The organism is Anaeromyxobacter diazotrophicus, from assembly GCF_013340205.1.
Taxonomy (GTDB): domain Bacteria; phylum Myxococcota; class Myxococcia; order Myxococcales; family Anaeromyxobacteraceae; genus Anaeromyxobacter_A; species Anaeromyxobacter_A diazotrophicus.
This window is the reverse complement of sequence record NZ_BJTG01000001.1, coordinates 272,129-289,661: the sequence shown is the minus strand read 5'-3', so window position 1 is coordinate 289,661 and position 17,533 is coordinate 272,129. Positions and strand designations below refer to the sequence as shown.

Genomic DNA, 17,533 nt, shown 5'->3' with positions numbered 1-17,533 from the left:
GCCCTTTCCCTCCCGGGCCCGGAGGCCTCACGCGATGGCGAAGAAGCTCAAGGTCGGCGTCCTCGGCGCGACCGGCATGGTCGGTCAGCGGTTCCTCTCCCTGCTCGAGAACCACCCCTGGTACGAGGTGAAGCTCGTCGCGGCGAGCGCCTCCTCGGCTGGCAAGCGCTACGCCGAGGCGGTGCAGGGGCGCTGGGCCATGAAGACCCCGGTGCCGGCCGCCGCCGCCGCGCTCACCGTCCAGAACGCCTCGGACGTCGCGCGCATCGCGGGCGAGGTGGACTTCGTCTTCTGCGCCGTGGACATGTCGAAGGAGGAGACGGCCAAGCTCGAGGAGGACTACGCCCGCGCCGAGACGCCGGTGGTGTCGAACAACTCGGCCCACCGCTGGACCCCCGACGTGCCGATGATGATCCCCGAGATCAACTCGGCGCACGCCGCGGTCCTCGAGGCGCAGCGCCGCCGGCTCGGCACGAAGCGCGGCTTCATCGCGGTGAAGCCGAACTGCTCCATCCAGAGCTACGTCCCCGCCCTGCACCCGCTGCTCGACTACGGCCCGAAGCAGGTGGCGGTCTGCACCTACCAGGCGATCTCGGGCGCCGGGAAGACCTTCGAGACCTGGCCGGAGATGGTCGACAACGTCATCCCCTTCATCAAGGGCGAGGAGGAGAAGAGCGAGAAGGAGCCGCTCAAGATCTGGGGCCAGCTCCGGGACGGCCAGATCGTGAACGCCGCCGCGCCGGTCATCAGCGCCCAGTGCATCCGGGTCCCGGTCTCCGACGGCCACCTGGCGGCGGTGTTCGCACGGTTCGAGCGCAAGCCGGGCAAGGACGAGATCCTCGCCCGCTGGCGCGAGTACCAGGGGAAGCCCCAGCAGCTCGGCCTCCCCAGCGCGCCGAAGCCCTTCCTCACCTACTTCGAGGACGACGCGCGCCCGCAGACGCGCCTCGACCGCGACGCGGGGAGCGGGCAGGGCATCACCATCGGCCGGCTCCGCCCCGACGCCGTCTTCGACTGGCGGTTCGTCTGCCTGTCGCACAACACCGTCCGCGGCGCCGCCGGCGGCGCCGTCCTCACCGCCGAGCTCCTGTCGGCGGAGGGCTTCATCCAGGCCAAGTGATGACCATCCGACCGCTGCACCTCGCCGTCCTCGGCGCCACCGGCGCCGTGGGCAGGGCCCTCGTGCAGGCGCTGGAGGAGAGCGACCTTCCTGTCGCCTCGCTGGCGCTCCTCGCCAGCGAGCACTCCGCCGGCGCCGAGCTCGACTTCCGCGACGACGTCCTCCGCGCCGCCGCGGTGGGGCCGGGCGCCTTCGCCGGGAAGGACCTCGCCTTCTTCGCCGCCGGCGCCGCGACCTCACGGGCGCACCTCGAGGCCGCGCGCGCGGCCGGGTGCGCGGTGGTCGACCTCACCCCCGCCTTCCGCGGCGACGCCGAGGTGCCGCTCGTCCTGCCGCCGCTCAACGCCGACGCGCTCGCCGGCTTCGCGCGGCGCGGGGTGGTGGCGGTGCCCGGCCCGGCCTCGGCGCAGCTCGCGCTGGCGCTGGCGCCGCTGCACCGCGCCGCCGGGGTGGAGCGCGCGAGCAGCGTGGTCCTGGAGGCGGTCTCGGGGGCGGGGCAGAAGGGCGTCTCCGAGCTCGAGGCCGAGCTGCGCGCCATGCTCTCCTTCCAGGAGCCGCCCCCGCCCACCGCGCTCCCGCACCGCGCCGCCTTCAACGTGGTGCCGCAGGTGGGCCCGTTCGGCGACGACGGCGCGAGCGAGGAGGAGCGGGCGGTCGCCGCCGACGTGCGGCGGCTGCTCGGGTCTTCCCTCCGCGTCGGGGTCACCGCCGTGCGCGTCCCGGTGTTCTACGGGCACGTCCAGCTCGTCTCGGTGAAGCTCCGCCGCGCGCTCGGCGCGGCCGCGGCGCGCGAGCTCTTCCGGCAGGCGCCGGGCGTGAAGCTCGTCGACGCGCCGCAGGAGGGCGTCTACCCGATGCCCATGCTGGCGGTGAACGACGACGCGGTGCTGGTCGGGCGCGTGCGCGACGACCCGACCCAGGAGCACGGGCTCGACCTCGTGCTGTGCGGCGACAACCTGCGGCAGGGGGGCGCCTCGACCGCGATCGAGCTCGCGAAGCTCCTCGCCGAGAAGCACCTGAAGCTCGGCTGACAATTTGGCAGCGCCCCGGGGGTCGCGCCCGGGCGCTTGCCAAAAAGTCGGCGGGCTCCCGCTCGAGCCGCCCGCGCCTCCGGAAAAACTCCAGTCGCGGCGCGGGTCCCTTCCTTGCGCGGGTGGCCTCCCCGTTGCAGGATGGCCGCGCATGACGCGACGCCTCTCCGTCCTCGCCTGCCTCGCGTGCGCTCCCGCGCTGGCCGCCGCTCAGGTCGTTGTGTCCGAATCGACCGGATCCGGCACCGTCTACATCAACTCGGGCGAGTGCAACAACGCGCCCGCCGACACGCTCTCGCTGCAGTGGTCGGTGACTACGACCGCCGCCAGCTACGACCTCTACGTCTCGGACACCGCCGGCTGCCCCATCCCCAGCACCAACACCAACACCAACGCGCACACGAACTCCTTCGTCACCGGCGTCGCGTCCTCGAGCTACACCGGGATCACCGCGGCCACGCTCCTCAGCAAGGTGCCGATCCAGTGCACGTCGACCACGAACTCGGTGGCGTACATCTGCGTGTTCGCGGCGGGCACCAACGCCAACAGCGGGAGCCCGCTCGCCACCGGCAGCGTGCAGCTCGACCTGGCGTCGCCCGCGAAGCCGAACCTCCTCAGCCTGACCCCCGGGGACGGCTCGCTCAACGCCAACTGGGACCTCGGGACCGGCAGCGCCGCCGCCGGCACGATCGGCTCGGCCAACAGCTTCCGCGTCCACTACGCCCCCGCGGACGGCTCGGCGGCGCAGCAGTACCGCGAGTTCACGGGCGCCAGCACGAGGAGCGGCCGCGTCACCGGGCTCACGAACAACGTGCCGTACACGGTGACCGTCACGGCCCTGACCATCGGCGGCAACGAGAGCCTGCCGTCCGATCCGATAACCGGCTCGCCCATCCCGGTCGACGACTTCTGGCGCCTTTACCAGAACGCCGGCGGCCGCGAGCAGGGCGGCTGCGCCAGCGGCGCCGCGGGCCTCGCCGCGTTGGTGGCGCTCGCCCCGCTCGTCCTGCGCCGCAAGAGGAGGCGCCCGTGATCCGCGCCCTCGCCGCCGCGCTGGCGCTCGCCGCCGCGCTCCCCGCCGCCGCGCAGTTCTCGGGCGGCGGGCCCTCGCCGCGCTACGGCTCGTTCCAGATGAGCCTCGAGACCTACCGGCCCAACATCGACTCGGAGTTCGGCGGGGGCCCTGGTCCCTACGAGCGCGCCTTCGGCGGCAAGCGGAACCTCATGTTCCGCTTCGACGTCGCCTACTCGCTCCTCGTGAGCTACGGCACGCTCGACGTCGGGCTCGGCGCCGGCTACTGGGAGAAGTACGGCCACGGCTTCGCCCAGGACACGGGCGCGCGGGTCTCCGACCCCACCGCGCTCAAGGTCTACCCGACGCGCCTCTCGCTCACCTACCGCTTCGACGTGCTCTCGAACCAGTACCGCTGGTTCCCGCTCGCGCCTTACGCGCGGGTCGCGCTCGACCGGTACTGGTGGTGGGTGAACAACGGCGCCGGCGGCACCGCCAACGCGAGCGGCAAGTCCGGCTCCGGCGCCACCAACGGCTACTCGGTGACCGGCGGCGTCGCCCTCGACCTCGGCGCCATCGACACCATGCTGGCGCGCGAGATGGACCGCGACACCGGCATCAACCACACCTACTTCTTCGTCGAGCTCTCGAAGAGCTACGTGAAGGACTTCGGCTCGTCGAAGAGCTGGAACCTCTCCGACGACCGCAAGGTGAGCTTCGCGGGCGGGCTCCTGTTCGCGTTCTGACGCCGGGCTACAGCCGCCGGTGCTTCAGGGACGGGAGCTCCCGCCGCACCTGCTCCAGCCGCTCGCGCCGCACCGGCGCCACGCAGACGCCCTCGCCCTCGCCCGGGCAGCGCGCCAGCACCACGCCCCACGGGTCCACCACCATCGCGTTCCCGAACGTCACCCGGTTCGCCGAGTGGCGCCCGGCCTGCGCCGGCGCGAGCACGTAGGCCAGGTTCTCGACCGCGCGCGCCCGCAGCAGGATCTCCCAGTGATCCTTGCCGGTGAAGAGCGTGAACGCCGCCGGCACGCACAGGATCTCGGCGCCCAGGGCGGAGAGCTGCCGGTACAGCTCCGGGAAGCGCAGGTCGTAGCAGACGGTGAGCCCGATCCGGCCCAGCGAGGAGGGCGCCAGCACCGCCCGGTCGCCCGCCACCACCGTCTCGGACTCGGCGTAGCGCGCGCCGTCGGGGATGGCGACGTCGAAGAGGTGGATCTTGCGGTAGGCCGCCACGATGGCGCCGTCGTCGGCGATGAGCGCGCTCGTGTTGGCGGTCTTGCCCGGCGCCTCGACCCGCTCGGCGATGGACCCGGCGAGGACGTGGACGCCGCGCCGGCGCGCCAGCTCCCGCAGCGCCGAGAGGGTAGGCCCCTCCAGCGTCTCGGCGCCGGCGATGCGCTCCTCGTCCCGCCCCATGAAGGAGAAGTTCTCGGGGAGGCCCACCAGCTTGGCCCCCAGATCGGCCGCCTCGTTCACCAGGCGGAGCGCGGTGGCGAGGTTTCTCGCCCGGTCGGCGGTCGAGGTCATCTGCACCGCCCCGACGAGGAAGTTCGAGAGCGCCATCCGGTTCCTCTACCACGGCCCCCCCTCGTCGCGCCCCCGTCCGCGAGGCGGCGCGCTAAGCTCTCCCTCCCATGCGCGGCTTCTACACCACCCACGAGGCGGCCCGGCTGCTCGGGGTGTCCTTGCCGACGGTGGTGAACTGGATCAAGGCGCGGCGGCTCAAGGCCCACCGCACGCCGGGTGGCCACCGCCGCATCGCGCGCGAGGACCTGGCGGCGTTCATGGTGCGGCACGGCATGCCGCTGCCGGAGGAGCTCACCGGCGCGGCGCCGAGCCGCCGCAAGGCGCTGGTGCTGGGCGAGCCCGGGCCCGTGCGCGAGGGCCTCGCGCGCCAGCTCGCGGAGGGGGGCTACGCGGTCGAGCAGGCCTCGCCCGGGTTCGCCGCCGGGGCCGCGGCGGCGCGGTTCCAGCCGGACCTGGTGGTGGTCGCGGAGGGCCCGTCCGACGGGGCGGAGGCGGTCTCGGCGCTGCGCGCCGACCGGGAGCTGGGCGCCGTCCCGGTGGTGGCGGTGGCGCTCTCCGACGCGGCCGAGCGCCTCGCCGCCGCCGGCTGCTGCGCCGTGCTGACCCGTCCGGTGCCGGAGGGGGCGCTCGTCAAGGCGGCCGCCGAGGCGCTCGCCGCGGCGACCGGCGCCGCTCCCAGGCGCGGCGCCCGCTCGCGCGGGTAGCGCCGCCGCGGCGTCCGGCGCATTGATGCCCCCCGCCGCAGCCGCTAGGATCGAACGCCGACACCCCGAGGACCTCCCTTGTCGCACCTCCTGCGCGCGCTCCCACTCCTCGCCCTCGCGGCGGCCGCCCCGGCGCGCGCCGCGCCCGCGCCCCAGCGCGCCTCGGCGCCGGCCATCGCCGACTACGTGCGGGCGCGGCTGGCCGAGGCGTCCGGCGATCACGCGGCGGCGCTGGAGGCGCTCCGGCGCGCGCTCCTGCACGACCCGCAGAGCGCCCAGCTGCACCTCTCCTACGCCGAGACGCTGGCGCGCACCGGCGACCTCGCGGCGGCCGAGGCCGAGGCGCGCCGGGCGCTCGAGCTCGCCCCCTCCGGTCCCGCCGCCGCCGACGGACACCTGACGCTCGGGCGGGTGCTGGCGCAGGCGCGCCGCTCGGCCGAGGCGGTGCGCGAGCTCTCCGAGGCGGCCCAGCTCGAGGGGGCGCGGGCGCGCGCCGAGCCGGCCGCGGAGCGCGAGCTCGACCCGGAGCCGTGGCGCGAGCTCTCCCGGCAGCGCGTCCGGATGGGCGACGAGGCGGGCGCGGCGCTGGCCTGCGAGGAGCTGGCGGCGCTCGACCCGGGCGAAGGCGCGCAGGCCTACCGCGAGCTGGCGGGCCGGCTCGCGGACGCGCGCGAGCTGGAGGGCGCGCGGCGCGAGCTCGACCGCGCGCTCAAGCTCGGGCCCGGCGATCCGGAGACGCTCAAGCTCCTCGCCCGCGTCGAGGAGGCGCGCGGCCACGACGCCGAGGCGCGCTCCGCCTGGGAGCGCGCGATCGCCGCCGACCCCGACGACCCGGACGCGCTGCTCGCGGCCGGCCAGCTCGCGCTGCGCAAGGGCGACCTGCCGGCGGCGCGCGGGTGGCTGCGGCAGCTCCTGCGGTCGGCGCCCGGCGAGGCGGAGGCGCGCGCGCGGGTGGCGGCGCTGTGGCTCGAGGCGCGGCAGCCCGCCGACGCGCTGGAGGCGGCGACCGGCGGCGACGACCCGCGGCTCGCCCTGCTGCGCGGGCTGGCGCTGCAGCAGCTCCGGCGCTGGGGCGAGGCGGCCACCGCGTTCGCGGAGGTGCCGCACGGCGCGGGCGAGCTCTACGCCAGCGCCCGCGCCGCGCTCGGGTACGTGCTGGCGCGCGCCGGCCGGCCGGCCGAGGCGCTGCGGGCGGTGAAGCGCGGGCTGGCCTCCCAGCCCGACGACCCGGGGCTGCGCTACGCGCTCGGGGAGGCGTACGACCGCGCCGGGCAGCGGGACGCGGCGCTCGCGCAGATGCGCGAGGTGCTGAAGGTGAAGCCCGACCACGCCGAGGCGCTCAACTTCCTCGGCTATGCCTGGGCCGAGCGCGGCGAGCGGCTCGACGAGGCGCAGGCCTACGTCGAGCGCGCGCTCAAGGTCGAGCCGGACAACGGCTTCTTCCTCGACTCGCTCGGCTGGGTGCTCTTCAAGAAGGGCGACCTGCCGCGCGCGGTGGCGGCGCTCGAGAAGGCGGATCGCCTGGTGGGGCCCGAGCCCACCATCCTCGACCACCTGGGCGACGCGTACCAGCGGTCCCAGCGCCCCGCCGACGCCGCCCGCGCCTGGAAGCGCGCGCTGGCGGCGCCCGACCCCGGCGGCGACGACGAGAAGGTGCTCGCGACGCGCCGCGCGGCGGTGGAGCGCAAGCTGCGCGAGCTGGGGCCCTCCGGCGCCCGCGCCGTCCAGACGCGGCGGTGACCGACATGCCCGTGCCCGCGTACCCCTCTTCGAGCGAGGCGCGCCGCGAGGAGGGCTTCCTCCACGCCCGCGACAACCTGCGCCTCTACTGGCAGCGCTACACGCCGCCCTCGCCGCGCGCGACGGTGGCGGTCGCGCCCGGTGGCGGCGATCACGCCGGCCGCTATCCGGGGCTCACGGCGGCGCTGGCGCGGGCCGGCTTCGAGGTGGCGCTGCTCGACTTCCGCGGGCACGGCCAGTCCGACGGCCGCCGCTGGCACGTGGACGCCTTCTCGGACTACGTGGGCGACCTCGACGTCTTCATGGCGCACGTGCGGGCCGGGGCGGCCGGACGGAAGGTGTTCCTGGTCGGCCACAGCCAGGGCGGGCTCGTCGCGACGCTCTGGGCGCTGGCGGGCCGGCGCGAGGTCGCGGGGGTGGTGCTCTCCTCGCCCTACTTCAAGCTCGCGCTCGACCCGCCGCGACTCAAGGTGATGGGGGCGCGGCTCGCCGGCGCCCTGGTCCCGTGGCTGCCGGTCGCCACCGGGCTGCGCATGGAGGACCTGACGAGCGACGAGGACATGCGGCGCTGGACCGAGGCCGACCCGCTCTACGGGCGCGCGACCACCCCGCGCTGGTTCGCCGAGTCGCAGCGGGCGCAGCGCTCCGTCCTGCCCCGCGCGCCCACCTTCGCGCACCCGCTGCTCGTCCTGGTGGGCGAGGCCGACCGGGTGGCGGACGCGGGCGCGGCGCGCGCGTTCTTCGACGCGGCCGGCTCGGCGGACAAGGCGTTTCAGCGCTACCCCGGGTTCCGGCACGAGCTCTTCAACGAGCGGGAGGCCGGGCGCCCGATCGGCGACGCCGTCGCCTGGCTCCGGCAGCGGGCCGGCTGAATCCGGGCCGCGCGGCGCGTTGGACGTTGACGCCTCGCCAGGGGCGCCTCTATTCTCGCGTCCCGCGGCGCGGGGACACCTCGCGCCCCTCGGAGGATCTCTCCCGCATGGCTACAGGTATCGAGAAGGCGCCCGCCTCCCGCGCAGGCGCGCACACGCTCATCGGCTCGTCGATCGTGATCGACGGCGAGATCTCGGGCGGCGAGGACCTCGTCGTCCTCGGGACGGTGAAGGGCCGCATCTCACTCAAGGAGAACCTGGTGGTCGAGGGCTCCGGCGTGATCGAGGCCGACATCGAGTCCGCCGCCATCGAGGTGGCCGGGCAGGTGACCGGCAACATCGTCGCGAGCGAGAAGGTCGAGCTCAAGGCCGATTCCAAGGTGGTGGGCGACATCCGCTCGCCCCGCATCCTCATCGCCGACGGCGCCGTGTTCCGCGGCAGCGTCGACATGGACGTGAAGGGGAAGTGACCCGTGGCCATCTCCGACGGCAGCACCATCATCGGTGAGTCGATCGTCATCAACGGCAACCTCAACGGCGACGAGGACCTCACGGTCCGCGGCCGCGTCGAGGGCACCATCACGCTGACGCGCCACCTCCTGGTGGAGGCGAGCGGCGTGGTGAAGGCCGAGGTGCAGGTGAAGAGCTGCGTCGTCTCCGGCGCGCTCGTGGGCAACCTCACCGCCACCGAGAGCATCGAGATCACGAAGGAGGGGCGGATGGTCGGCGACATCGCCGCGCCCCGCGTCGTGATCCACGACGGCGCCGGCTTCCGCGGCCGCATCGACACGGGCGAGGTGGACGTGGAGGAGGCCGCGGAGCGCCCGGGCCTCGCCCGCGCCGCCTCGCGCCCCGCGCTGCGCTCGCCCCCGCCGCGCCACGCCATCGCCCCGCGCCCCGAGCGCGTCGAGCGGCAGGAGCGGAGCGAGGAGGGCGAGGGCGCCTCGCTCGCCGAGCGCGCCGCCGCGGCCGTGAAGCCCCCCGCGCCGCCGGTGCCGGTGGCGATGGGCGCCGTGAAGCGGAAGGTCATCGTCCGCCGCAAGTAGCGGCTGGCCGCCACCGTGCCGCTCGAGCTCGAGCAGCGCGCGGCGCCCGCCCACGCCACCGGCGCGGTCGAGTTCGTCGCGCTGGAGGACATCGCGCCCGACGACGCCTTCCGGCTCCGGCCGGAGGGCGACGTCTCGGACCTCGCCACGAGCGTGGGCCGGCTGGGGCAGCTCGCCCCGGTCGAGCTGCGGCCGTGGCCCGGCGCGGCGACGGACGGGCCGCGCTTCCAGGTGGTGGCGGGGTTCCGCCGCCTCGCCGCGGTCCGCATGCTCGCGCGCGAGCGGGTGCTGGCGCGCCTGCACCGCGAGCTCTCCGACGACGACGCCTGGGGGCTCGCGCTGTCCGACGCGCTCCTGCGCGAGCCGCTCGCCGCCGGCGAGCTCGACGCGCTCCGCGAGCGGCTCCAGGCGAGCGGGGTCGCCCCCTGGGCGGAGGAGCTCGTGGAGGACGCGCTGGCGAAGGCGCCGGTGGCGCCGGAGGAGCGCGAGCGGTTCCTCGCCTTCCTGGCCGCGTCGCCGGCCCCTCTCCCCGGTCCTCTCCCCGCCAGGGCCCCCGAGAACGCGGCGGACGTCGTCGAGGTCACCCCCGAGGAGCTGGTGGCCGACCTGGGGGCGCGGCTCGCGGCGCTCAACCAGGATCTCGCCACGGCGCTCGAAGCCTGGGAGGATCTCCCCGCGGAGGGGAAGCGGCTCCTCGTGGAGCAGGCGCGCTGGCTGGCGGCCGCCCTCCCTTACATGGAGACGAAATGAGCCTGACGGCGGATCGCGCGCGGTTGCTCCAGCTCCTGCGCGAGCTCTCCTTCGAGCGGCGCCAGGTGACGCTCGCCTCGGGGAAGCAGAGCGACTTCTACATCGACTGCAAGCGCACCGCCCTCACCGCCGAGGGGCACGCGCTCATCGGCCGCTGCCTCTTCGACCGCGTCCGCAAGCTGCGCCCGCTGGTGCGCGGGGTGGGGGGCCTCACCCTCGGGGCCGACCCGCTCGCCTCGGCCATCGCGCTCACCTCGTTCCTCGAGCACGAGCCGGTCGACGCCTTCATCGTGCGCAAGGAGCCGAAGGGCCACGGCACCGGGCAGTGGATCGAGGGGCGCAAGACCATCCCCGACGGGAGCCGGGTGGCGGTGCTGGAGGACGTGGTGACCACCGGCGGGAGCGCGCTCAAGGCCATCGAGCGCTGCCGCGCCGAGCAGCTGGTGGTGGTGGGCTGCTTCGCGCTCGTCGACCGCGGCGAGGGCGGGCGGGAGGCCATCGAGGCGCAGGGCGTCGCGCTGGACGCGCTCTTCGCGCGGGAGGACTTCCTCGCATGAGGCCGCCACTCGCGCTCCTCGCCGCCGCGGCGCTGCTCGCCTGCGTGCGGCTGCCGCTCACCGAGCCCCAGCCCAACCCGACCGCCCGGGAGGGCGCCTGGGGGGCCGAGCGCGCCCGGTTCACGCGCTCCGGCAAGATCTACGACGGGCTCGCCACGAACGCCTTCGTGAGCGCGGTCTACGAGCCCGCCGAGGTGCGGGAGGCGCGGGTGGACCGGCTCGCCACCTGGCGCGCGCTCACCGCCCCCGAGCGCGAGGCGCTGCTCGCGAGCGAGCGCGCCGACGCCGCCCGGTACGAGGAGTTCCTGGTCTCGCTCTTCACCACCGACCGGGCCGACAACGACCTCGACACCCGGCGGAGCATCTGGCACGTGGCGCTGGTCGTCCCCGGCGGCGGCGAGGTGCTCCCGGAGAAGATCGAGCTCCAGCGCATCGACGCGAACGTCCGCGAGCTCTACCCCAACGTCGGCGACTTCGACGCCGTCTACCGCGTGCGCTTCCCCAAGCAGCCCGAGCCGCTGGTGGGCCGGCCCTTCACGCTCCGGCTGGCGGGCGCCCGCGGGCGGGTCGACCTCGACTACGGGGCGCCGCCGCAGGCCACGCGCTGAGCCGGGCCGCCGTCAGTCCAGGTCGCCCCGGGTCAGCACCGTGTCGTGCAGCTGCTGCGCGTCGGCCTTGGGGAAGTCGATGAGGTAGTGCAGGCCGCGCGACTCCTTGCGGCGGCGGGCGCACTCCACGATGAGCAGGGCCACGTCGGCGAGGTTCCGCAGCTCGACCAGGTCGGGCGTCAGCTTGTACTGCCAGTAGTAGTCGCGGATCTCGGTGCGCAGGAGCTGCAGCCGGGTGCGGGCGCGGTCGAGCCGCTTCATGCTGCGGACGATCCCGACGTAGTTCCACATCAGGCGCCGCACCTCGTCCCAGTTGTGCGTCACCACCACGCCCTCGTCCGGATCGAGCGCGTGGCCCGGGTTCCAGTCCGGCACCGCCGGCGCCGGCCCGCGCAGGCCGCCGATGAGCTCCTTGGCGTGCAGCGCCGCGCGGCGGCCGAAGACGAGCCCCTCGAGCAGCGAGTTGGACGCCAGCCGGTTCGCGCCGTGCAGCCCGGTGCAGGAGACCTCGCCCACGGCCAGGAGCTGCGGCACGGTGGTGGCGCCGGCGAGGTCGGTCACCACCCCGCCGCACTGGTAGTGCGCCGCCGGGACCACCGGCAGGGGCTGCACCGCCATGTCGATTCCGAACTCCTTGCAGGTCGCGTAGATGTTGGGGAAGTGCTCGATGAGGAACGCCTTCGGCAGGTGCGTCATGTCGAGGTAGGCGCAGTCGTCGCCGCGGCGCTTGATCTCGGCGTCGATGGAGCGGGCCACGATGTCGCGCGGCGCCAGCTCCTTGCGCGCGTCGTAGCGCGACATGAACGCCTCGCCGGCCCGGTTGCGGAGGATGCCGCCCTCGCCGCGCAGCGCCTCGGAGATGAGGAAGCTCTTCGCCGCCGGGTGGAAGAGGCAAGTGGGGTGGAACTGGAAGAACTCCATGTTGGCCACCGCGGCGCCGGCGCGGAACGCCATGGCCACCCCGTCGCCGGTCGCGACGTCGGGGTTCGAGGTGTAGAGGTACACCTTGCCCGCGCCGCCGGTGGCGAGCACGGTCACCCCCGCGGTGAGGGTCGCGATCTCGCCCGTGTCGCGGTCGAGCACGTAGGCCCCGAGCGCCCGGTTCGGCCCGCCCAGCCCCAGGCGGCCGGAGGAGAGCAGGTCCACCGCCACCGCGTCCTCGACGATGCGGATGCCGCGCGCGTCGCAGGCGGCGAGGAGCGCGCGCTCGACCTCCCGGCCGGTGGTGTCCTTGGCGTGCGCCACGCGCCGCCGGGAGTGCCCGCCCTCCCGGGTGAGGTGCAGGCGCTCCCCCTCCCGGTCGAGCTCGATCCCGAGCGACTGCAGCCAGCGGATGCGGTCGGGGCCCTCGCGCACCGTCACCTCGACCGCGTCCTGGTGGCAGAGGCCGGCGCCGGCCACCAGGGTGTCCTGGATGTGCTGGGAGAAGTCGTCGTCCGGGCCCAGCACCGAGGCGATGCCGCCCTGCGCGTACTGGGTGGAGCCCTCCGAGCGCTGGCGCTTGGCGAGGACCAGCACCGAGCCGGCCGAGGCGGCCTCGAGCGCGAAGGAGAGGCCGGCCACGCCCCCTCCGAGGACCAGGAAGTCGACGTGCTCTCGCCGTGGAAGAGGGCTCATGTCGGTACCTCTACCACCGACGCCGCGGCCGGGAAGGAAGTTGTGGGGACGCGAGGGTCCCTGTTACCGTTCTCCTCTGGAATGGCCCGTCTGCTCGCCGGCTTGGCGCTCGCCGCCGCACTCCTCGCGCGCCCGGCGGCTGCGGACGAGTTCTACTCGTTCGTCGACGCCGACGGGGTCATCCACGTCACCAACGTCCCGCAGGACGCGCGCTACCATCGCCTGCGCGAGAAGCCCGCCGCGCCGGGCGGCGTGCACCGCATCTCGATCCAGGGCCGCCCCGTCCGCGCGCGCACCGCGCCCGCGCCGCTCCGCCGCGCCTCGCCCTGGGAGGAGCACATCCAGGCCGCCGCGGAGAAGTACGGGCTCGCGCCGCCGCTGCTCAAGGCGGTCATGGCGGCCGAGTCGAACTTCAACCCCACCGCGGTCTCGGAGAAGGGCGCCACCGGCCTCATGCAGCTCATGCCCGCCACCGCGCGCGACATGTACGTGGACGACCTGTACGACCCGCGCCAGAACATCGACGGGGGGGCGCGCTACCTGCGCCACCTGCAGGATCGGTTCGGCAACGACCTCGAGAAGGTGCTGGCCGCCTACAACGCCGGCCCGGAGGCGGTGCGCCGCTCCGGCGGCGCGGTGCCGCCCATCCCGGAGACGCAGGCCTACGTGAAGAAGGTGCTGGCGCTGTACCAGGCCTACCTGGGGGGCCGCTAGCTTGGCGCGCGCCACGGGCGAGGTCGAGGGCGTGGACGACGAGGTCGTCTTCCGCGTGAACCGCGGCGCGGAGCAGCTGGCCCGCGGCGAGCTCGAGCCGGCGCGCGAGTCGCTCTCCCGCGCCCGCGAGCTGCGCCCGAAGGATCCTCAGGTCTTGGGCTTGCTCGGGCAGGCGCTCTACAAGCTCGCCCGCTACCCGGAGGCGGTGGAGGTCTACGCGCGGCTCGTGGACGAGAGCCCGGTGGAGGCCGCGGCCCGGGTGAACCTGGGGCTCGCGAGCCTCAAGGCCAAGCGGCACGCCGACGCCGTGCGCCAGCTCGAGATCGCGCTCGACCTGAACCCCGAGCACCGCAAGGCCATGGGCTACCTCGGGCTCGCCTGGCTGGAGCAGGGCGACTTCGGCCAGGCGCGGGCCTGGTTCGAGCGGGCCGGCAGCGAGCAGATGGTGGCGAAGTGCGACGAGCTCCTGGCGCTCGCCACCGCCGCGCCCGAGCCGGCCGCCGCCGCGCACGCGGCCGACGACGCGCTCCCGCCCCCGAGCCCCGTCCCGGCGGCGCCGCCCGCGCTGCGCGACCTCGCCGCCGCGCGGCGCGCCCCCGAGCCCGGCGCGGACGTCTTCGCGGTCCGCGACGGGCTGCTCGCCGTCTCGACCGCGCGCGAGGTGCTGGTCCGGGGGCAGGGGCTGCTCGCCGTCCGCGGCGCGGCCCGCCTCGCGCCCGAGCTGAAGCGCTTCCGCGGCCGCGCCACCGACCGGCCGTTCGGGGAGGGCGCCCTCCAGATGCTGCGCGCCACGGGGGAGGGCTCGCTCCTGCTCCGGCCCGGCGCGGCGCTCCTGACCGTGCTCCGGCTGGCCGACGACGCCGCCTACCTCCGCGAGGAGACGCTCTTCGCCTTCGAGGCGGGCCTCGGGTTCGAGAACGGGCGGGTGGCCGGCACCTCGGTGCCCGACCTGGACCTCGTGCACCTGCGCGGCTCGGGCGACCTCCTCGTCGCCTCGCGCGGCCCGCTGCGCGGCCTCGAGGTGCGGACCGGGGCGCCGGTGCGGATCCCGCCGGCGGCGCTGGTCGGCTTCGCCGGCGCGCTCACGCCGCGCCTCGTCGCGCTCCACGAGGACGCCGGCGCGCCCCGGGTGGTGGAGCTCATCGGGCAGGGGCGCGTGCTCGTGGACGAAGGGGCGGCGGCCTAGCGCCGCCGAGGCTCGTGGCACGATCGCTGCGCAAGGAGCTCTGGAGCTCCCCCAACCTCATCACGCTGGTCCGCATCGCGGCCATCCCGGTCTTCCTCGTCTTCACGTACTACGAGTCGCGCGCGAACTCGTTCATCGCCGCGCTCGTCTACTCGGCCACCGCCGCCACCGACTTCCTCGACGGCTGGCTGGCGCGCCGCAAGAACCTCGTCACCGTCATCGGGAAGTTCCTCGACCCGCTCGCCGACAAGCTCATCGCCATGGCGGCGCTGGTGATGCTGGTGCACCTCGGCCGGGTGACGGCCTGGGTGGTCATCGTGGTGATGGCGCGCGAGTTCGCCGTCACCGGCCTGCGCACCATCGCCATGAGCGAGGGGATCGTCATCGCGGCCGGGCAGGAGGGGAAGTACAAGACGGCGCTCCAGCTCGTGGCGATCGTCTTCCTGCTGCTGCACTACCCGTACCCCATCGACTTCGTGGTGGCGACCGGGGTGGTGGACGCGAACCGCGTCGGGACGACGCTGCTCTACCTGAGCGTCTTCTTCTCGGTGTGGTCGGCCTGGAAGTACTTCGCCGGCTTCATCGACGCGGTGTACCGGAAGGACGCGCAGGCCGCGCGCGACGAGGATGAGGCGCGGCGGCGCGCGGCGCGCTGACCGCCGCGCTCCCTTCAGCCCCGCAGGGCGGGGGCTCGTCCCCCGCCGGCGCCCAGCAGGAGGTCGCACGCGTCCAGCACCGCCCGCGCGTCGTCCTCCCCCCGCGGCTCGGCCGCCTCGAACCCCGGCAGCTCGTGCCGCCACCTCCGCGCGTCGCCCGAGAGGAACACCCCCACCACGGCCGGCGTGCCCACCGCCACCGCCAGGTGCATCGGCCCGCTGTTGTTCGAGACGCAGAGCCGCGCCTCGCGCAGGAGCGCCGCCAGCTCCCGCAGCCCGGTCGCGGGCGCGAGCCGCGCGCCGCCGCCCTCGGCCACCGCGCGCGCGATGGGCTCCTCGCCCGGCCCCCACACCACCAGCACCGCGAGGCCGCGCTCGGCGAGGCCGCGCGCCACCGCCGCGTGCGCCGCCGGCGGCCAGCGCCGGTCGGCCATGCGCGCGCCCGGGTTGAGCACCGCGAACGGCCCCGCCACGCCGGCCTGGGCGAGGAGCGCGCGGGCCAGCTCCGGCTCGCGCCCGAGCTCCGTCTCCGGGGCGAGGCCGCGCGGGAGGAGGCCGAGGGGCCGCAGCAGCTCGAGCTTCGCCCGCACCTCGTTCTCGTTGGCCGGGTCGTGCGGGACGGGGTGCGAGAGGAAGCGCCCGCTCTCGCCCCGCAGGTGGCCCACCACCGGCGCGCTCCCGGCCGCGACGCGCGCGAGGAGCGAGGCGGTGAGCGAGAAGCCGGACCAGTGGCCCGCCTCCACCACCAGGTCGTAGCGCTCGCGCCGGAGCGCGCGGAGGAGCGCCAGGAGGCGCCACGGGCGCCGGAAGGCGAGCCGCTTCTCGAAGGGGATGAGCCGGTCGACGTGGCGGCTCTCGATCACGCCCGCCTGCCGCGCCGCCGCGAGGAGGTGCAGCTCCGCCTGCGGCAGCCCCTCCTTGAGCGCCCGCAGGAGCGGGGTGGTGAGGAGCTGGTTCCCGACCCGCTCGTCGGTCCGGATGACGAGCAGCTTGCGCAGCGCGGGCGCCGGCGGGAGCGGCCGCCGCGAGCGGGGGAGGAGCATCGACGCCAGGCCCAGCGCCGCCCGGCGGCCGAGCTCGCGCACCCCGGAGGCGAGCGCCCCGCGGCCGCGGGCGCCGCCCACCTCGCGCTCGAGCCGGCGCAGCCAGCGCGCCTTGTCCGCGTCGTAGCGGGCGTAGAGCCGCGCCAGGGTGAAGCCCGCCGCACCGTCCAGGAACCCCAGCCACAGCACGTAGCGGCGGAGGAAGGCGAGCGGCCAGCGGAGCCGGTCCCAGGGCCTGGCCCGGCGCCCCTCGCGGAAGCGCTCGCGCGCCACCTGCTCGGCGTAGCGGGTGAGCTTGCGCTCGGCCTCCGCGCGGTCGCGGTAGCCCAGGTGCTCGCATCGGCCCGGCAGGTCGGCGACCGGGCCCGGGACGCGCAGCTTGGGGTGCACCGCGGAGCCGGTCCAGGCGGCGCCCTCGCGCCGGACGAGGCGCACGCGCCGGTCGCGCCACATCTGCCCGAACCGGATCGGCTCGCCCGCGAAGCGGTGGCGGAAGTGGATGCGGAAGGCGCCCGCCCGCGGGCCTTCCGGCCGGTCCAGCTCCGCCCGCAGCGCCCGGGCCAGGTCGGGGGCGAGCCACTCGTCCGCGTCGAGGTTGAGGACGTAGTCGCCCGACGCCTGCGCCAGGGCGAAGGCCTTCTGCTCCCGGAACCCCGGCCAGGGGTTCGAGAAGACGCGCGCCCCCGCCGCCCGCGCCAGCTCGACCGTGCGGTCCTTCGAGCCCGAGTCGACGACCACCACCTCGTCGGCCACCCCGCGGACGGACTCGAGGAGCCGCGGCAGGTTCGCCTCCTCGTCCTGCGTGATGACGGTGACCGTGAGCCGGGCCATGAAGGGGCGGGAGGATACCACCCGCCCGCGCCCCTCCAGCCGGCGCGCGCGGCCGCCGAGGCCCGTCGAAACCCCCTTGACACCCCCCTCCGGCGACCTCTATAAACTGCCGCCTTGCGAGCGGTTTCGCGGGAATAGCTCAGTGGTAGAGCATCGCCTTGCCAAGGCGAGGGTCGAGGGTTCAAATCCCTTTTCCCGCTCCATCTAGGCCCCGGTAACCACCTCGGTTACCGGGGCTTTTTCGTGCCCGTCCCCAGCGGGCCGGCTCCGTTGCCGTCAGGTTGCCGTTGGGACCCGACGACGGCGCGTCGGGCTCCTTGCTGGTCCGCCACGTCAGGAAGCGCGAAGGCTGACGTCCCGGGCCGCTCGGCCCACCCGCAGCAGCGACAACGCGAGCGCCCCGGTGCGGAACTCACGCCGCGCCGGGGCGCTCGCGCGTCATGGCGCGATCTCTCCACGCCGGCTCGGGTTCGCTCGTCACGCCTTCTTCGACGATTCGGCCGTCCGCTGCTT

Annotated in this window: 18 protein-coding genes and 1 tRNA gene; 16 read left to right on the top strand and 3 right to left on the bottom strand. The window is 75.2% G+C overall.

Annotated features, from left to right (window positions below; genetic code table 11):
- Positions 1 to 34: 34 nt before the first annotated feature.
- The 4 genes from asd to HWY08_RS01250 all read left to right on the top strand — a co-directional run bounded on the left by asd (position 35) and on the right by HWY08_RS01250 (position 3,909).
- A complete protein-coding gene (gene asd / locus HWY08_RS01265; protein ID WP_176062307.1) occupies positions 35 to 1,120 on the top strand; it encodes an aspartate-semialdehyde dehydrogenase in 1,086 nt (361 codons plus the stop codon).
- Positions 1,120 to 2,151, top strand: coding sequence for an aspartate-semialdehyde dehydrogenase (locus tag HWY08_RS01260; RefSeq protein WP_176062306.1), 1,032 nt, complete (start codon positions 1,120 to 1,122; stop codon positions 2,149 to 2,151). Before asd ends, HWY08_RS01260 begins: the two co-directional genes overlap by 1 nt.
- 151 nt (positions 2,152 to 2,302) lie before the next feature.
- Positions 2,303 to 3,184: a fibronectin type III domain-containing protein gene (locus HWY08_RS01255; RefSeq protein ID WP_176062305.1), complete on the top strand. Its 882-nt coding sequence runs from the start codon at positions 2,303 to 2,305 to the stop codon at positions 3,182 to 3,184.
- On the top strand, positions 3,181 to 3,909 hold the full coding sequence (locus HWY08_RS01250; protein WP_176062304.1) for an MXAN_2562 family outer membrane beta-barrel protein: 729 nt from the start codon (positions 3,181 to 3,183) through the stop codon (positions 3,907 to 3,909). The genes HWY08_RS01255 and HWY08_RS01250 overlap by 4 nt, the downstream gene beginning before the upstream one ends.
- A 7-nt stretch (positions 3,910 to 3,916) precedes the next feature.
- Here HWY08_RS01250 and HWY08_RS01245 read toward each other — a convergent pair whose 3' ends face one another.
- Positions 3,917 to 4,732, bottom strand: a complete 816-nt coding sequence (locus tag HWY08_RS01245) for a carbon-nitrogen hydrolase family protein (protein WP_176062303.1) — start codon at positions 4,730 to 4,732, stop codon at positions 3,917 to 3,919.
- A gap of 71 nt (positions 4,733 to 4,803) precedes the next feature.
- Between HWY08_RS01245 and HWY08_RS01240 the strand changes: the two genes are divergently transcribed.
- The 8 genes from HWY08_RS01240 (at position 4,804) to HWY08_RS01205 (ending at position 10,973) form a co-directional block, all read left to right on the top strand.
- Entirely contained in the window at positions 4,804 to 5,400 is a 597-nt protein-coding gene (locus HWY08_RS01240; RefSeq protein WP_176062302.1) for an excisionase family DNA-binding protein, read from the top strand.
- Positions 5,401 to 5,478: 78 nt separating this feature from the next.
- Positions 5,479 to 7,140: a tetratricopeptide repeat protein gene (locus tag HWY08_RS01235; protein WP_176062301.1), complete on the top strand. Its 1,662-nt coding sequence runs from the start codon at positions 5,479 to 5,481 to the stop codon at positions 7,138 to 7,140.
- A 5-nt stretch (positions 7,141 to 7,145) separates the two neighbouring features.
- Entirely contained in the window at positions 7,146 to 8,012 is an 867-nt protein-coding gene (locus tag HWY08_RS01230) for an alpha/beta hydrolase (protein WP_176062300.1), read from the top strand.
- A gap of 107 nt (positions 8,013 to 8,119) precedes the next feature.
- On the top strand, positions 8,120 to 8,482 hold the full coding sequence (locus HWY08_RS01225) for a bactofilin family protein (protein WP_176062299.1): 363 nt from the start codon (positions 8,120 to 8,122) through the stop codon (positions 8,480 to 8,482).
- A gap of 3 nt (positions 8,483 to 8,485) precedes the next feature.
- Positions 8,486 to 9,058 (top strand): bactofilin family protein, encoded by a 573-nt coding sequence (locus tag HWY08_RS01220; RefSeq protein ID WP_176062298.1) that lies wholly within the window; start codon positions 8,486 to 8,488, stop codon positions 9,056 to 9,058.
- Positions 9,059 to 9,073: 15 nt separating this feature from the next.
- The gene (locus tag HWY08_RS01215) at positions 9,074 to 9,808 is read left to right on the top strand and encodes a ParB N-terminal domain-containing protein (protein ID WP_176062297.1); all 735 of its coding nucleotides are present in this window, start codon (positions 9,074 to 9,076) and stop codon (positions 9,806 to 9,808) included.
- A complete protein-coding gene (gene pyrE / locus HWY08_RS01210) occupies positions 9,805 to 10,365 on the top strand; it encodes an orotate phosphoribosyltransferase (protein ID WP_176062296.1) in 561 nt (186 codons plus the stop codon). The genes HWY08_RS01215 and pyrE overlap by 4 nt, the downstream gene beginning before the upstream one ends.
- Complete coding sequence (locus HWY08_RS01205) at positions 10,362 to 10,973, top strand: hypothetical protein (protein ID WP_176062295.1); 612 nt, start codon at positions 10,362 to 10,364, stop codon at positions 10,971 to 10,973. Before pyrE ends, HWY08_RS01205 begins: the two co-directional genes overlap by 4 nt.
- Positions 10,974 to 10,985: 12 nt before the next feature.
- Here the strand turns inward: HWY08_RS01205 and nadB are convergent, their stop codons facing one another.
- A complete protein-coding gene (gene nadB / locus HWY08_RS01200) occupies positions 10,986 to 12,590 on the bottom strand; it encodes an L-aspartate oxidase (RefSeq protein ID WP_176062294.1) in 1,605 nt (534 codons plus the stop codon).
- Between the two features lie 81 nt (positions 12,591 to 12,671).
- Here nadB and HWY08_RS01195 point away from each other — a divergent pair, with 81 nt between their 5' ends.
- The 3 genes from HWY08_RS01195 to pgsA are packed head-to-tail and all read left to right on the top strand — an operon-like array spanning position 12,672 to position 15,146.
- Positions 12,672 to 13,304, top strand: a complete 633-nt coding sequence (locus HWY08_RS01195) for a lytic transglycosylase domain-containing protein (protein ID WP_176062293.1) — start codon at positions 12,672 to 12,674, stop codon at positions 13,302 to 13,304.
- A gap of 1 nt (position 13,305) precedes the next feature.
- Positions 13,306 to 14,490 carry a tetratricopeptide repeat protein gene (locus tag HWY08_RS01190; protein WP_176062292.1) on the top strand — a complete coding sequence of 395 codons (1,185 nt, stop codon included), beginning with the start codon at positions 13,306 to 13,308 and terminating at the stop codon, positions 14,488 to 14,490.
- Positions 14,491 to 14,504: 14 nt separating this feature from the next.
- The gene (gene pgsA, locus HWY08_RS01185) at positions 14,505 to 15,146 is read left to right on the top strand and encodes a CDP-diacylglycerol--glycerol-3-phosphate 3-phosphatidyltransferase (RefSeq protein ID WP_176062291.1); all 642 of its coding nucleotides are present in this window, start codon (positions 14,505 to 14,507) and stop codon (positions 15,144 to 15,146) included.
- Positions 15,147 to 15,160: 14 nt separating this feature from the next.
- Here the strand turns inward: pgsA and HWY08_RS01180 are convergent, their stop codons facing one another.
- Positions 15,161 to 17,020 (bottom strand): glycosyltransferase family 9 protein, encoded by a 1,860-nt coding sequence (locus HWY08_RS01180; RefSeq protein ID WP_176062290.1) that lies wholly within the window; start codon positions 17,018 to 17,020, stop codon positions 15,161 to 15,163.
- A gap of 128 nt (positions 17,021 to 17,148) precedes the next feature.
- Here HWY08_RS01180 and HWY08_RS01175 point away from each other — a divergent pair.
- Positions 17,149 to 17,223, top strand: a tRNA-Gly gene (locus HWY08_RS01175).
- Positions 17,224 to 17,533 lie beyond the last annotated feature (310 nt).

Excerpts from the sequence above, each read along its gene's own strand:
- asd (WP_176062307.1), top strand. The coding sequence starts at position 35 with ATGGCGAAGAAGCTCAAGGTCGGCGTCCTCGGCGCGACCGGCATGGTC.
- HWY08_RS01260 (WP_176062306.1), top strand. The coding sequence starts at position 1,120 with ATGACCATCCGACCGCTGCACCTCGCCGTCCTCGGCGCCACCGGCGCC.
- HWY08_RS01255 (WP_176062305.1), top strand. The coding sequence starts at position 2,303 with ATGACGCGACGCCTCTCCGTCCTCGCCTGCCTCGCGTGCGCTCCCGCG.
- HWY08_RS01245 (WP_176062303.1), bottom strand. The coding sequence starts at position 4,732 with ATGGCGCTCTCGAACTTCCTCGTCGGGGCGGTGCAGATGACCTCGACC.
- HWY08_RS01240 (WP_176062302.1), top strand. The coding sequence starts at position 4,804 with ATGCGCGGCTTCTACACCACCCACGAGGCGGCCCGGCTGCTCGGGGTG.
- HWY08_RS01230 (WP_176062300.1), top strand. The coding sequence starts at position 7,146 with ATGCCCGTGCCCGCGTACCCCTCTTCGAGCGAGGCGCGCCGCGAGGAG.
- HWY08_RS01225 (WP_176062299.1), top strand. The coding sequence starts at position 8,120 with ATGGCTACAGGTATCGAGAAGGCGCCCGCCTCCCGCGCAGGCGCGCAC.
- pyrE (WP_176062296.1), top strand. The coding sequence starts at position 9,805 with ATGAGCCTGACGGCGGATCGCGCGCGGTTGCTCCAGCTCCTGCGCGAG.
- HWY08_RS01205 (WP_176062295.1), top strand. The coding sequence starts at position 10,362 with ATGAGGCCGCCACTCGCGCTCCTCGCCGCCGCGGCGCTGCTCGCCTGC.
- nadB (WP_176062294.1), bottom strand. The coding sequence starts at position 12,590 with ATGAGCCCTCTTCCACGGCGAGAGCACGTCGACTTCCTGGTCCTCGGA.
- HWY08_RS01195 (WP_176062293.1), top strand. The coding sequence starts at position 12,672 with ATGGCCCGTCTGCTCGCCGGCTTGGCGCTCGCCGCCGCACTCCTCGCG.
- HWY08_RS01180 (WP_176062290.1), bottom strand. The coding sequence starts at position 17,020 with ATGGCCCGGCTCACGGTCACCGTCATCACGCAGGACGAGGAGGCGAAC.